General features: G+C 66.1%; 12 protein-coding genes. 6 read left to right on the top strand and 6 right to left on the bottom strand.

All coding sequences use genetic code 11. The features are described 5' to 3' along the window. Positions 1 to 40 precede the first annotated feature (40 nt). Positions 41 to 961 carry an RNA polymerase sigma factor RpoH gene (rpoH, locus tag ACQY78_RS05455; RefSeq protein ID WP_428683510.1) on the top strand — a complete coding sequence of 307 codons (921 nt, stop codon included), beginning with the start codon at positions 41 to 43 and terminating at the stop codon, positions 959 to 961. Positions 962 to 1,014: 53 nt separating this feature from the next. Then, entirely contained in the window at positions 1,015 to 1,896 is an 882-nt protein-coding gene (locus tag ACQY78_RS05450) for an enoyl-CoA hydratase (protein ID WP_428683508.1), read from the top strand. Positions 1,897 to 2,029: 133 nt separating this feature from the next. Here the strand turns inward: ACQY78_RS05450 and ACQY78_RS05445 are convergent, their stop codons facing one another. From ACQY78_RS05445 to ACQY78_RS05435, 3 genes are read right to left on the bottom strand one after another with little or no spacing between them, the layout of a single operon-like run. Next, positions 2,030 to 3,016 (bottom strand): NADPH:quinone oxidoreductase family protein, encoded by a 987-nt coding sequence (locus tag ACQY78_RS05445; protein WP_428683506.1) that lies wholly within the window; start codon positions 3,014 to 3,016, stop codon positions 2,030 to 2,032. A gap of 18 nt (positions 3,017 to 3,034) precedes the next feature. Continuing rightward, entirely contained in the window at positions 3,035 to 3,922 is an 888-nt protein-coding gene (locus ACQY78_RS05440) for an alpha/beta fold hydrolase (protein ID WP_428683504.1), read from the bottom strand. 14 nt (positions 3,923 to 3,936) lie between these two features. Beyond that, entirely contained in the window at positions 3,937 to 5,610 is a 1,674-nt protein-coding gene (locus ACQY78_RS05435) for a thiamine pyrophosphate-binding protein (protein ID WP_428683502.1), read from the bottom strand. Positions 5,611 to 5,769: 159 nt separating this feature from the next. Between ACQY78_RS05435 and ACQY78_RS05430 the strand changes: the two genes are divergently transcribed. Together ACQY78_RS05430 and ACQY78_RS05425 are read left to right on the top strand one after the other, a co-directional pair. Next, a complete protein-coding gene (locus ACQY78_RS05430; RefSeq protein WP_428683500.1) occupies positions 5,770 to 6,573 on the top strand; it encodes a phosphotransferase in 804 nt (267 codons plus the stop codon). Positions 6,574 to 6,614: 41 nt separating this feature from the next. Continuing rightward, on the top strand, positions 6,615 to 8,225 hold the full coding sequence (locus tag ACQY78_RS05425; protein ID WP_428683498.1) for an ABC transporter substrate-binding protein: 1,611 nt from the start codon (positions 6,615 to 6,617) through the stop codon (positions 8,223 to 8,225). Positions 8,226 to 8,356: 131 nt separating this feature from the next. Here ACQY78_RS05425 and ACQY78_RS05420 read toward each other — a convergent pair whose 3' ends face one another. The 3 genes from ACQY78_RS05420 to ACQY78_RS05410 form a co-directional block, all read right to left on the bottom strand. Next, positions 8,357 to 8,617 carry a hypothetical protein gene (locus tag ACQY78_RS05420; RefSeq protein ID WP_298313634.1) on the bottom strand — a complete coding sequence of 87 codons (261 nt, stop codon included), beginning with the start codon at positions 8,615 to 8,617 and terminating at the stop codon, positions 8,357 to 8,359. A 2-nt stretch (positions 8,618 to 8,619) separates the two neighbouring features. Then, entirely contained in the window at positions 8,620 to 9,912 is a 1,293-nt protein-coding gene (locus ACQY78_RS05415; RefSeq protein WP_428683496.1) for an adenylosuccinate synthase, read from the bottom strand. Between the two features lie 118 nt (positions 9,913 to 10,030). Continuing rightward, positions 10,031 to 11,194 carry an ATP phosphoribosyltransferase regulatory subunit gene (locus ACQY78_RS05410; RefSeq protein ID WP_428683494.1) on the bottom strand — a complete coding sequence of 388 codons (1,164 nt, stop codon included), beginning with the start codon at positions 11,192 to 11,194 and terminating at the stop codon, positions 10,031 to 10,033. On the opposite strand from ACQY78_RS05410, the gene ACQY78_RS05405 reads away from it, so the two are divergent. Together ACQY78_RS05405 and ACQY78_RS05400 are read left to right on the top strand one after the other, a co-directional pair. Further along, positions 11,091 to 12,251, top strand: coding sequence for a glycosyltransferase family 2 protein (locus ACQY78_RS05405; protein ID WP_428683492.1), 1,161 nt, complete (start codon positions 11,091 to 11,093; stop codon positions 12,249 to 12,251). The two genes, ACQY78_RS05410 and ACQY78_RS05405, sit on opposite strands and share 104 nt — an antisense overlap. Further along, positions 12,248 to 12,991: a methyltransferase domain-containing protein gene (locus tag ACQY78_RS05400; protein WP_428683490.1), complete on the top strand. Its 744-nt coding sequence runs from the start codon at positions 12,248 to 12,250 to the stop codon at positions 12,989 to 12,991. Before ACQY78_RS05405 ends, ACQY78_RS05400 begins: the two co-directional genes overlap by 4 nt. Positions 12,992 to 12,995 lie beyond the last annotated feature (4 nt).

Genomic DNA, 12,995 nt, shown 5'->3' with positions numbered 1-12,995 from the left:
TCGTTCACCGGCGATCCCGCGTACGAAAGGGGGAGTAGCCATGAGTGCAGCCACCGCAAACCTTCCCGCCCTGCCGTCGTCCCTGACGCCCGAGGGCAATCTCAGCCGATACCTGTCGGACATCCGGAAGTTTCCGCTGCTGGAGCCCCAGGAAGAGTTCATGCTGGCCAAGCGCTGGCGTGAACACGGCGATTCCAAAGCAGCCCATCGCCTCGTCACCAGCCATCTTCGCCTGGTGGCCAAGATCGCCATGGGCTATCGCGGTTACGGGCTGCCGGTCGCCGAGCTCATCTCCGAAGGCAATGTCGGCATGATGCAGGCGGTGAAGCGGTTTGATCCCGACCGCGGCTTCCGCCTGGCGACCTACGCCATGTGGTGGATCCGCGCCTCGATCCAGGAATACATCCTGCACAGCTGGTCGCTCGTGAAGATGGGTACGACCGCCGCGCAGAAGAAGCTGTTCTTCAACCTGCGCAAGCTCAAGGGCCAGATGCAGGCCATCGAGGAGGGCGACCTGACGCCCGAGCAGGTGACCAAGATCGCGACCCGCCTCGGCGTCCCCGAGGAAGAGGTGGTGAACATGAATCGCCGCCTTTCCGGCCCGGACTCGTCGCTCAATGCCCCGGTGAAGGCCGAAGGCGACATGGAGTGGCAGGACTGGCTGGTCGACGATTCACCGAACCAGGAAGCGCGACTGGGCGAGAGCCAGGAGCTTGGCCAGCGCAAGGGCATGCTCGCTGCCGCCCTCAAGCAGCTGACTGACCGCGAGCGCCACATCATCGTCGAGCGACGTCTGGTCGACGAGCCGAAGACGCTCGAGGACCTGTCGGCCAAGTATGGCATCAGCCGCGAGCGGGTGCGCCAGATCGAGGTCCGCGCCTTCGACAAGCTCCAGAAGGCCATGAAGAACATGGTCGTCGAGGCGGCGGCCCGCCCGACCACTCAGCCGGCGCGCGCCTGAGCGACGAGAAACGTTGTGTACGGTAGGCTCCCGGGATCACCCGGGAGCCTGCCATGACGACCTCGCCCATTCTTTACGAGACCCTGCCGGGCGCGATCGCGCGCATCGTCCTGAACCGGCCGGACACGCGCAACGCGCAGGACACGGCGTTCCTCTATGCGCTCAACGAGGCCTACGACCGCGCCGCTCATGACGACACGGTGAAGGTGATCGTGCTGTCGGCCAACGGCCCGCACTTCTCCTCGGGTCACGACCTGCGCGAGGTCGACGGGCACGGAAATATGTCCAGGCACGACACCGTCGGCACCTGGGGCGGCTTCGGCAAGCCCGGCGCCGAGGCCCAGTATGCGCGCGAGCAGGAGATCTACCTCGGCTTCTGCGAGCGCTGGCGGAACATTCCCAAGCCGACGCTGGCGCTGGTCCACGGCAAGGTGATGATCGGCGGGTTGATGCTGATGTGGCCGTGCGACCTCATCGTCTGCTCGGAGGATGCCGAGTTCCTCGACCATTCGGTGGCCATGGGTGTGGGCGGTGCCGAGTTCTTCGCCCATCCCTGGGAGATGGGCATCCGCAAGGCCAAGGAATTCCTGTTCACCGCCGACTGGATCAAGGCCGCCGAGGCGCATCGCCTCGGCATGGTGAACCATGTCGTGCCGCGCGCCGAACTCGAAAGCTTCGGCCTGGCAATGGCCGAACGCATCGCCCAGAAGCCATTGTTTGCGCTGAAGCTGGTGAAGCAGGCCATCAATGCGGCCCAGGACGCACAGGGCCGGGTCGGGGCGATGCAGACCTCGTTCGCGCTCCACCACCTGGCCCATGCCCACAACATGCTAGCGCACGGCAAGCTGGTCGACCCGACCGGCCTGATGCCGGCCATCCAGAAGCACAAGAAGGCGACCGAGCGGGCGTCGAAAGGTCCGAGTCGCGGCGAATAAACGAAACAAACGAAATAAACGAAACAATCGAAGCCAATGTCGCACCCCCTGTTTCCGGTGTGGGGCGACCGACGGCGCAACAATATTGCGTGTCAGTGCTTCTGAACCGCCTACCAACGACCTCCGGTCCGCTTCAGGTGAGGCTCGGATCGACCACCAGAATGGTCTTGCCGGTTCCGTCACCGGAGAGCGCATACTCCAGGGCTTCGCGGTGTTCGCCGAATGGGAAGGTTCTGCCGACCGGCACGTTGAGTTCGCCCTTCGCGACCCAGGCGAGCAGCTCCTCGAGTTCGCTGGCGGCCGCTTCGGCCTCGAACACGGCGCCGAACTGACGATAGTCCACGCCGATCAGGGCTGCTCCTTTGAGGAGTGGCAAATTCACCGGCAGGGCCGGAATGTCGCCGCCCGCAAAGCCTACGACGAGATAGCGCCCGCCCCATCCGAGCGAACGGAAGGCAGGCTGCAGCAGGGGGCCGCTGACCGGATCGAAGACGACGTCGACGCCGTTCGGGGACACCGCCTTCAGCCGTTCCCGCCATCCTTCGGCGGTTCGGTCGAGGGTGACTCCTGCGCCAGCCTCTTTCACGAAGAGGCGCTTCTGCTCGGTCGAGGCGACACCGATGATATTCGCGCCGAGCAGCCGACCGATCTGGACCGCGGCCAATCCGACCCCGCCGGCCGCGCCGATCACGACCAAGGTTTCCCCCGCTTTGAGTGCCGCGCGATCGCGAAGCCCGTGCAGGGCGGTGCCGTAGTTGACACGAAATCCGGCGGCCTGGTTCATGCTCATCCGGTCGGGAATGCGGCTGACGGCCCGTTCGGAGGCGATTGCATACTCTGCAAAGCCGCCGCGCACCTGTGCCAGAACACGCTCTCCGGGTGCGAATCGCGTGACCCCTGGCCCCAGCGCATCCACTACGCCACCGATCTCCCCACCGGGCACGTGAGGCAAGGGTGGCTTGACCTGATAGCGGCCGAGCGCGACCAGAGAGTCGACGAACCCGACCCCGCAAGCAGCGACCTTGATGCGAACTTCGCCCTCGCCCGGCTGGGGCACGGGCAAGTCGGCCAGGGCATAGTTGTCGATGGAGCTGAGATCAGCGGTCTGTATGGCCTTCATCGAGACGAACCTTCATCGTTATGCGCGGTGGCCGATCCGCTCGAAGAACTTCGCGATCTCCTCGGCGGCGAGATCGGGCCGCTCATAGTGAACGAAGTGACCGGCATCCTCCGCGATGCCGGCCTCTACGTTTTGGAAATAGTTTCCCACGACGTCGATCCACGCCGACTTCAAAACGGGGTCGTGGCGGCCCCAGAGGACACGCGTCGGTTGGGTGATCATCGGCGGCTTGGGCGCCGTTCCGGCCATCACGGCAAGCCGCCCTGCATTCTGCGAGATGTACCAGTTGAAGCCGCCCTGGAGGTTGCCGGGGCGCATGAAGTTGTCGATCCAGCGCTCCAAGACGCCGTCGAACGCGTCCTTGCGATGGCACCAGTGCGTCAGGAAATGCCGGAAATAATGGCGACACGAATCCCGTGAAGCGCCGACGATCGCGGGCGCAAACGGCATCTGATGAAAGGTCTGGTACCAGATCTCGTTGATCTGCTCAGGCTCGCGCCAGCGCGCGCCGACGCCGTGCGTGCCGCAATTAAAGAAGAACAGCCCGGCCACCCGGTCCGGATGCCGGATCGCCAGCCGCTGCATCACATAGGCACCGACATCGTGGCCGACGAAGCCCGCCTTGGCGATTCCCAGCCGGTCGAGCAGGGCCACGATATCGTCCGCCAGCACGTCGGGACCTGCCTGGTCGGAGGGCCCCGATGTGGGATTGCCGCTTTCGCCGAAGCCGCGGAAGTCGGGCGCGATCAAACGAAAGCGATCGGACAGGCGTTCGAACATCGGCTCCCAGGTCGCCCAGAACTCGGGCCATCCGTGCAGCAGGAGCAGGGGCGCGCCACGGCCGGCCTGGGCCACATGGGTCGGGAAACCGCGCGTCTCGACGAAAGCGTGCCTGACGTCCCGCATGATGCGTCTCCTCGTCAGCCCTTCTTCACCATGGCCTCGATCAGTGTCGGACCGTCGGTCCGGGCGAGCGCCCTGTCGAGGGCGGCATCGAAGCCTTCCGCCGTGTCGACCCGCTCGGAGGGCAGGCCGAAGCCCTCGGCGATCTTGGCGATGTTCATCGGCGGGTCGTTGAAGTCCATGCCGATCGGCGTGTCGTTGCCGTGGAACAGCTTCAGCCGGTTCTTGAGGATCTGGTAACCCTCGTTGTTGGTGATCAGGAAGATGACCGGCAGCTTCTGGTTGGCGGCGCTCCACAGCGCCGAGATCGAGTACATGGCGCTGCCGTCGCCGATCACGGCCACGACCCGGCGCGTCGGTTCGGCGATCTGCACGCCGACGGCCGCGGCGATGCCCCAGCCGATGCCGCCGCTCACATTGCCGAAGAAGCTGTTGCGGTCGCGAAAGGGGAAGTAGCTCGGCAAGGTCGCGGTGCTGGTAAGGCCTTCCTCGACGACGATGGCATCCTTGGGCAGCTTGTCGCTGAGGCGCATCATCACCCATTCGGCGGGCAGGGGCGCCGTCGTCGGCGTCGTGACCTTGGCAGCTTTCTGCGCGCGCAGGGCGCTCCAGTTACGCTTGGAAATCTCGGCCAGAGAGGCCTTGGCCTGTTGGGCGAGCTGGGTGCCGCCCAGCTTCTTCAGCAGCGGCACAAGCGCCTTGAGCGTCTCCTTCACGTCGGCGCGGAGTGCGATTTCGGCCGGGAAGTTCTTGCCCATCTCCCAGTCGCGCAGCCCGATCATCGCCACCTTGGTGGTCTCCGGCAGCGGCTCGGTCTCGCTCCAAACCGACATCTTGAGGACGTCGGAGCCGACGCAGAGCATCAGGTCGTAGTCGGACAGCACGCGGCGGACATGCTTCTGGTCGCGGTTGAGCGCGCCGAGATACGCGGGGTGCTCCGAGGGAAAATGTGCGCCCCAGGCCACGGTCTGTTGCAGCACCGGCGCGCCCAGCGTCTCGGCGAGCGCCGCGGCTTCGGCGAAGGCATCGGAGGTGGCGATCTCGTGGCCGGCCAGGATGACGGGCTTCTTTGCCGAGAGCAGACGCTTCGCGAGCTGTTCCAGTGCGGCATCGCTCGGGCGCACCGCCGTGTCGACGCGGGTCACCTCGCCCATGTCGATGGCGGCCTCGTTGTTCAGGATGTCTCCCGGCAGCGAGATGAAGACCGGCCCGGTCGGGGCAGTCGTGGCAACCTTGGCGGCGCGGCGCAGGATGCGCGGCAGGTCTTCGATGCGGCTCACTTCGGTGGCCCATTTCACGACCGGCTGGGCGATCGGCACCAGCGGCGCGTAGAGGAGGGGCTCGGTCAGCCCATGGCCCTGTTCCTGCTGCCCGGCGGTCACGATCATCGGCGTGCCCGACATCATCGAGGTGTAGATTGAGCCGATGGCATTGCCGAGGCCCGGCGCCACGTGGACGTTGCAGGAGACCAGCTTGCCGGAGGCCCGCGCATAGCCGTCGGCCATGGCGATCACGACGGCCTCCTGGAGGGCGAGCACGTAGCCCATCTCCGGCGCCGAGGAGAGCGCATGCATGATCGGCAGCTCGGTCGTGCCGGGGTTGCCGAACATCTTGGTGACGCCCTCGTCCTTCAACACGCGCAGGAAGGCGTCGCGGCCGGTGATGGTGTTGGGGACCTGTGCGTCGGGCATTCATTTCCTCCTTGAGATGGCGGGGAGGGTAGCGTGGCGGGATGGCCCGTGAAATGATCGAGTGCATGACGGTTGGAAGACCACGCGCGATGCGAAAAGCCCGTGACTGACCTCGAGCAGAGGATCGCGGCCCTGACATGCTGGCGCGGCCGAGTGAAGATGGCGCCGCTGCTGGGCGGGTTGACCAATCTGTCCTACCTTGTGGAGGATTCCGGCGAGAAATTCGTCGTGCGCTGCGGTGACGACATTCCGGTCCATCACGTCTTCCGCGATCGCGAGCGTGCTGCCTCGATCGCCGCGCATGCCGCCGGTCTTTCGCCGGAGGTGGTCCACACCGAACCCGGCATCCTCGTGATGCGCCACGTCGATGGGCGGACTTTTACCGAAACTGATCTGCGCCTGAATATCCCGCGCCTCGCGCCCCTCCTGCGCAAATGCCATCGCTCCGTTGGAGAGCATCTCGCCGGTCCGGCAAACTTCTTCTGGGTCTTCCACGTGATTCGCGACTACGGGCGCATCATCGCCGGATCGCAGAGCCCGTTCGCCGTCAACGTGCCGCGCTACCTGGAAGCGAACAGGGCGCTGGAAGCAGCGCAGGTCCCGATGCCCATCGTCTTCGGTCATCACGACCTTCTGCCGGGCAATGTGATGGAAGATGGCAAGCGCCTCTGGCTCATCGACTGGGAATATGGCGGGTTCGGCACCGCCCTGTTCGACCTGGCCAACCTGTCGGCGAACGGCTCGTTCGGAGAAGCCGAGGACGAGGTGCTTCTGGATGCCTATTTCGAGGGCAAGGTCCCGTCCGACCTGCGCCGCGCCTTCCGGGCGATAAAGGCCGCTAGTGCACTGCGCGAAGCCCCCTGGGCGATGGTATCCGACATCCACCTGCAGATACCCGGCGCCGACTACAAGGCGCATGCGCGCGACTATCTCAAGCGCTTCGAGGAGTTGATGGCCCGCTGATTGCATGTCGCTGCTGGGGAGCTGACTTCAGGAGCAAATGCATGAGCCTTCGCCGATTCCGTCTCGCTGTGGCATTGGCCGCCGCGTCCCTGCTGCCGTTGTCGGCCGCGCAGGCCCAGGAGAAGACGCTGCGCATTGCCATGACGGCGTCGGACATCCCGACCACCACGGGCATGCCGAACAACGGCTTCGAGGGCATGCGCTTCCTGGGCTTTCCGATCTTCGAGGGCCTCGTCCTGTTCGACCTGTCGAAGTCGGACCAGCTCGCGACCTTGCGGCCGGGCCTCGCCGAGAGCTGGAAGCAGGCACCCGACGACAAGAAGACCTGGATCTTCAATCTCAAGAAGGGCGTGAAGTTCCACGACGGCACCGACTTCAACGCCGACGCGGTGATCTGGAATCTCGAGCGCATCTTCAACAAGGATAGTCCGCAGTTCGAGGCAAACGCCGCCGGCATCATGCGCTCGCGCGTGCCGATTCTCGCCAGCTACAAGAAGATCGACGACAACACGGTGGCGCTCACCACGACCGTCGTTGCTTCATATTTCCCCTGGATGGTGCCCTACATCCTGACCGCCTCGCCCACGCAGTGGGAGAAGGCCGGCAAGGACTGGAACAAGGTGGCCGCGGCTGGCGGCGCCGGCACCGGACCGTTCAAGATCACCAAGGTCGTGCCGCGCCAGTCGGTCTCACTGGGCCGCAACGACGACTATTGGGATGCCGGAAAGAAGGCCAAGGTCGATGCGGTCCTGCTGCTGCCGATCCCCGAGGCCAACACACGCCTGGCGGCGCTGCGCTCGGGGCGCGTCGACTGGATCGAGGTGCCGCCGCCGGACGGAATCCCGTCGCTGAAGCAGGCGGGCTACGTGATCTCCACCAACTCCTACCCGCATGTCTGGCCGTGGTTCTACAACATGGCCGCCAAGAACAGCCCGCTGGCCGACGTCCGCGTACGCCAGGCGCTGAACTACTGCATCGATCGCGGCGCCATCGTCTCGATGCTGAACGGCACCGCCGAGCCGTCGGTCGGCTGGCTGAAGCCCACGGATGCGGCCTTCGGCAATCCGGTGAACAAGTACACGTTCGATCCGGCCAAGGGCAAAGCGCTGCTGGCCGAGGCCGGCTTCACGCCGCAGAAGCCGCTTTCCTTCAAAGTCATGATCTCGACGTCGGGCTCGGGCCAGATGCTGCCGCTGCCGATGAACGAGGCCCTGCAGGAGAACCTGAAGCAGGCCTGCGGCGTCGACGTCCAGGTCGATGCCGTCGAGTGGCAGGTGCTGCTGAACGCCAGCCGCGCCACGCCCGATGCCCCGTCGCTCAATGGGGCGATGGCGCTCAACGTCAGCTCGCCGTCGAGCGACATCGGCATGATGTACCGCTACTTCGCCGCGGCGAACTTCTCGCCGACGGGATCCAACTTCGAGCAGTGGAACGACGAGAAGTTCGAAACCGCGCTGAAGACGCTGGCCGAGGCGACGGACGACGCGACGATCCTGCAGAACTTCAAGGTGGCGCACGAGCGGCTGGTCGACAATCCGCCCTGGCTCTACATCGTGCACGACCTCAATCCGCGCGCCTTCAGCAAGAACGTGCAGGGCTTCGTCCCGGCGCAGTCCTGGTTCGTCGACCTGACGAACGTCAGCCTGAAGTAGGTTAGAGCCGTCGTCCTGAGCGGAGCGCCGCAGGCGCGTAGTCGAAGGACCTCTTTTCCGACGCCGGATCGGTTGGAAGAAAAAGAGGCCCTTGGGCTACGCTCCGCTCCGCTCAAGGCGACGGAGATCCGTCAACGCACGCAGAGCTTCGGGATCTTCGACAAAATCTCGATCGAGCAGGTCTCGGTCGGGAAGAGGGCCCAGACGGCGGCCAGGATCACCGCCAAGAAGATGAAGGGCCGCAGGACGCGAAATACGACCGGCAGCAACAACTGCAGGACCCAGTAGGCGGCCAGCAGTCCGACGACCACCGCGAGCACGCGATACTGCATGCTCCAGCTGTCCCAGGGACCGAGATTTGCCCGCGCGAGGAGCTCGTTGAGCTGTTCCACGATCAGTCGCGGAACGGATCGGTCATCAGGATGGTGTCCTCGCGCTGCGGGCTGGTGCTGAGCAGCGCCACCGGGCAGCCGACCAGTTCCTCGACGCGTCGCACGTACTTGATGCAGGTTGCCGGCAGCTCGGCGAAGGAGCGGGCGCCCTGGGTGCTTTCGCTCCAGCCCTCGAACTCTTCCCAGATCGGCTTCAGCTTGGCCTGCGCGCCCATGGTGAAGGGAAAGCGCTCGATGCGCTTGCCGTCGAGTTCGTAGCCGACGCAGACCTTGATGACCTTCTCGCCATCGAGCACGTCGAGCTTGGTGAGGGCGATGCCGTCGATGCCGTTCAGCTTCACTGCCTGGCGTACCATCACCGCGTCGAACCAGCCGCAGCGCCGGCGGCGGCCGGTGTTGGTGCCGAATTCCTTGCCGCGATCGCCCAGACCCTGGCCGATCTCGTCGGTCAGCTCGGTGGGGAAGGGGCCGTCGCCTACGCGCGTCGTGTAGGCCTTGGCGATCCCCAGCACGTAGCCGACCGAACCGTTGCCCATGCCGCTGCCGATCATCGCCTGCGCCGCCACCGTGTTGGACGAGGTGACATAGGGATAGGTGCCATGGTCGATGTCGAGCATCGTGGCCTGAGCGCCCTCGAACAGGATACGCTTGCCGGCGGCGCGCAGCCCGGCGAGACGCTCCCAGACATCTTCCGCGAAGGGCAGGATCTTCGGCGCCAGCTCGAGCAGCTCGGCGGTCAGCTTGGCGGCATCGATCTGTGGCTGGCCCAGTCCCTTGCGCAGGGCATTGTGATGCGCCAGCAGCGTATTGACCTTGAGCGGCAGCATGTCCGGCTCGCCGAGATCGCCGACGCGGATGGCGCGACGGCCGACCTTGTCCTCGTACGCGGGGCCGATGCCGCGGCGCGTCGTGCCGACCCGGATGACGCCGGGGGCATCCTCGCGCCAGCCGTCGAGGTCGCGATGCAGCGGCAGGATCAGCACGGCATGGTTGGCGATCTTCAGGCTGGCCGGTGTCACCGACAAGCCCTGCTCGGTGACCTTCTTCACTTCCTCGAGGAAGTGCCAGGGATCGATCACCACGCCGTTGCCGATGATCGAGAGCTTGCCCGGACGGACCACGCCCGAGGGGAGCAGGGCCAGCTTGTAGGTCTGGTTGCCGATGACCAGCGTATGGCCGGCATTGTGACCGCCCTGGAAGCGCACCACGACTTCGGCGCGCTCACTCAGCCAGTCGACGATCTTGCCTTTGCCTTCGTCGCCCCACTGGGCGCCGATCACTGCCACATTGGCCATTGCCTGATTCCTTCGGCCGGTTCCCTTCACACACGAAAACGCCTCCCCGGGGCCGGTTCCGGAGAGGCGTGATGTCGGATAGCACTTCCCCTCGCCCGGAGCGAGGCGAATTCCATCCTCAGAGAGGTACCGCCTCGCCGTCGATCAGCGCGTGGCTGCAGCGCAGGCGCTTGGCTTCGGTACGCGGCTCAGGCGCTGCGACCACAGCGCGCACGACGGCATAGCCCTTCGCCTGCCAGAGCACGGCGTCATCCCAGCGCGTTCCAAGTCCGACATAGAGCCGCGGCCGTTCCGGCGGCGGCTCGGAGGCCGCCAGCACAGCGTCCATGTAGACGGTGAAACCGGTCGCCGGCTCGCTGACCCCGTCCTCGGGATAGCCCGCGGAATAGCGTCCGCCGCGTGCCAGCTCTTCGCGGCCCTTGAGCGCGAATACCGAGAAGGAGACGCCGGTCTGGTACTCGAGGCCGCGATACTCCACGGGATCGATCGTCAGCGGCAAGTCTGGCTCGGCCGCGACGATGAGCTTCAGGACTTCGGCGAGGCGTGCGGCCTCCGCGGCGGCGGCCTCCGGCAGTTCGAGTTTTGCGAGCTGCGCGATACCCTGGTCGGCGGGGCCTGCCGCTCGCAGGAGGCCGGCGAAAAGCTCCGCCACCTGCTGGTCGTCCGCGGCTTTGGCGATGCCGCCTTCGTCCTTGCGATCGAGTGCACGTCGCAGACGTTTCAGCGTTTCGCCGGATTGTTTGAGGCCGTTGGCCACGGCGGCGACCAGCGTCGGCAGGTTGAGATCGACCGTGAGGTCCGACACGCCGATGGCGCGCAACGTATCGACCGCCAGCAGGACGGCTTCGGCGTCTGCCTCCGCGCTGTCGACGCCGATCAACTCCGTTCCGACCTGGGCGAACTGCCGCTCGGGCTTGAGCGCGCTGCCGCGCACGCGGATGACGTTGCCGCCGTAGGACAGGCGCAGGGGCCGCGGCTCGTGCTTGAGACGTGTCACGGCAATGCGGGCGACCTGGACCGTCATGTCCGGGCGCACGCCCATCATGCGCTGCGAGACCGGGTCCATGAGGCGAAAGGTCTGCGAGGCGAGGGCGGCGCCCGGTCCGCCCAGCAGGGACTCCTCGAATTCGACCAGCGGCGGCTTCACCCGCTCGTAGCCGAACGCGGCGAAGCGTTCGATGGCGACGTCGATGGCGCGTGCTTCGCGCGCCGCGTCGGGAGGCAGCAGGTCGGCGAGCCCTGCCGGCAGCAGGCCGCGATGGTCGTTGTCGTTGGATGTCATGGTGGCGCTTGATAGCCCATTGCGGCGCGCTTGGGGAGACGCCTGGATGAGGCGGAGGGCCGCTCGTTTTCCCGGCGCGCATGGGCTATTGCTGCCCGACATGAGTCCCGCTCCACGCCCGACCGTTTCCGTGGTGGCGCCCTGCTATAATGAGCAGGATGCCTTGCCCGAGTTCCTGCGCCGGGTCGGCGCCGTCCTGGATGGGGTCGGGGGCTCCGTTGAAATCGTGCTGGTCGACGACGGGTCGCGCGATCGCACCTGGGATGTACTGGCGGCCGCGGCCGGCCGTGACCCGCGGATCGTCGCCGTGCGCCTTATGCGCAACCACGGGCACCAGTTGGCGCTCACTGCTGGCCTGTCGGTATGCAGGGGCGAGCGCATCCTGATCATCGACGCCGACTTGCAGGATCCCCCCGAGCTGTTGCCGGCCATGATGGCGCTGATGGATCAGGGAGCCGACGTCGTCTACGGCCAGCGTCGCCAGCGCGAGGGCGAGAGCCTGTTCAAGCGCGCCACCGCCGCCGGATTCTATCGCCTGATCGGCCGTCTGACCGACGTTCAGATTCCGCCGGATGCCGGCGATTTCCGGCTCGTGACGCGGCGTGTCCTCGACCTGCTGCTCGCCATGCCCGAGCGCCACCGGTTCATTCGCGGCATGGTGGCTTGGATTGGCGGCCGCCAGGTGCCGCTGGTCTATGACCGCCACGCACGTGTGGCGGGCGAGAGCAAGTATCCGCTCGCCAAGATGGTCCGCTTCGCCGCGGACGCGATCACCTCGTTCTCGGTCGTGCCGCTGATGGCCTCGATGACCATCGGCTGGGTCATGGCCGCCTTGGGCTTCGGCTTCTTCCTCTACTCGATCGTGGGCTGGTGGAACGGTCACACGCTTCCGGGCTGGACGTCGCTGATGGCCGCAGTCGGCCTGCTGGGCGGCATGCAGTTCCTGATGCTGGGCATCATCGGCGCCTATCTCGGCCGCCTATACGACCAGAGCAAGGGCCGGCCGTTGTTCATGATCCGGGACATCGTCGGCGGTCAGCCCGGGGACCCGAAGTGAACGGGTCCGATCCGCAATCCTGGTCGGGCGAGCCGTCGGAGTTCGACGATTACGCGGCCGAGTATGAGGGCGGCCTCGACAATCCCATCAAGCGCCTGATGGGCAGCTCGCCCGACCAGTTCATCGCGGTGAAGGCGCGCTGGCTGCTGCGGCGGGAACCCGCTTTGCGGACCGGCGGGCTTTCCGTGCTCGACTATGGTTGCGGCGTCGGCAGCCTGATGCGCGTCCTGATCGGGCTCGGCGCCAAGGGATCGTTCACCGGCTGCGACATCTCGACCGGTATGTTGCGACAGGTCGAACGGCGCTGGCCCCGTGAGCTGGGCGCCCCGCCGGAACTGGCCCCGCAGCAGGGCGCCCGCACGCCGTTCGCCGATGCCGCCTTCGACATCGTCATGATCAGCGCCGTGCTGCATCACGTGCCCGTCGCCGAACGGCCAGCGGTCTATGCCGAGCTGGGTCGTGTGCTCAAGCCCGGCGGCCGGATCTACGTCTTCGAGCACAATCCACGCAATCCGCTGGTGCGCTATGTCACCGCCCGGACGCCGATCGACCGCAATGCCATCCTCCTCGATGCGGGCGAGGTCCGGCACGGGCTGCTCGACGCGGCACGCTATGCGCTCGATACCGATTACCTGATGTTCATGCCGCCCGGCCTGGCCTTCCTGCGCGGCATCGATCCCCTGCTGGCATGGCTACCGATGGGCGCGCAATATGCCGTCACGGCCCGCAAAGCGGCTTGAGGAG

The organism is Reyranella sp., assembly GCF_965279625.1.
Lineage (GTDB): Bacteria > Pseudomonadota > Alphaproteobacteria > Reyranellales > Reyranellaceae > Reyranella.
Note: the sequence above shows the minus strand (reverse complement) of the source record. Positions and strands in the feature narration are given on the sequence as shown.